The 878-nt window shown below is 66.3% G+C and carries 1 protein-coding gene; it reads right to left on the reverse strand.

What is annotated here, in order from left to right; genetic code table 11:
- Positions 1 to 878: condensation domain-containing protein (locus tag IT781_RS21955; protein ID WP_228779359.1), on the reverse strand; the 878-nt coding region annotated here is incomplete at both ends.

Consider the following 878-nt stretch of genomic DNA (forward strand, 5'->3'; position numbering starts at 1 on the left):
GGCGAATCCGACAGGTCGATCCGCAGGGCCAGGGTATTGACGAAGAAACCGATCAGGCCTTCGATTTCGGCCCGCCCCCGATTAGCCGAAGAGGTGCCGATCACCAGGTCATCCTGGCCCGAGAGCCGCGACAGGGTCAGGGCCCAGCCGGCCAGCAGGGTCATGAACAGGGTCACGCCGTGGCGCTGGCTGAAGGCTTTGAGCTGTGCACTGAGGTTGGCGTCCAGCCGGACGGCCAGCAAGGCACCGGTATAATCCTGCTGTGGCGGCCGAGGCCGGTCAGCGGGGAGTTCCAGCAGGGCGGGCGCGCCGGCAAGCGTTTGTTGCCAATAAGCCGCCTGGGCGTGCAGCTGCTCGCCTTCGGCCCAGCGCCGCTGCCAGACGGCATAGTCGGCGTACTGGATGTCCAGAGCCGGCAAAGGATCATCTCCGCCGTGGCTGTAGGCGGCGTAAAGGCGGCCCAGCTCTTCGAACAGCACGCCCATGGACCAGCCGTCGGAAATGATGTGATGCATGGTGACCAGCAGCACATGTTCGTCGGCCGCCAGCCGGACGAGGCGGCCGCGCACCAGCGGACCCTGGGCCAGGTCGAACGGCGCCTGGGCTTCCTGTTCGGAAAGCCGGACCAGGGCGGACGAAGGGTCGGCGACGGTACTGAGATCGTGTTCCAAGAGCGCGAAGCCGCTGCGGTCGGGGTCGAGGATATGTTGGCTCGCCTCGCCGTCCTGCTCGATGAACAGGGTGCGCAAGGTTTCATGGCGGGCCACGATCCGGTCCAGCGCGCGCCGCAAGGCCGTCACGTCCAGATAGCCTGTCAGCCGTATCCCGCCCGCGATATGGTAGGCTTCACTGGCGCCTTCCATTTGGGCGAGGAACCA

This window comes from Methylobacter sp. BlB1 (genome assembly GCF_015476545.1).
Classification (GTDB): domain Bacteria; phylum Pseudomonadota; class Gammaproteobacteria; order Methylococcales; family Methylomonadaceae; genus Methylobacter.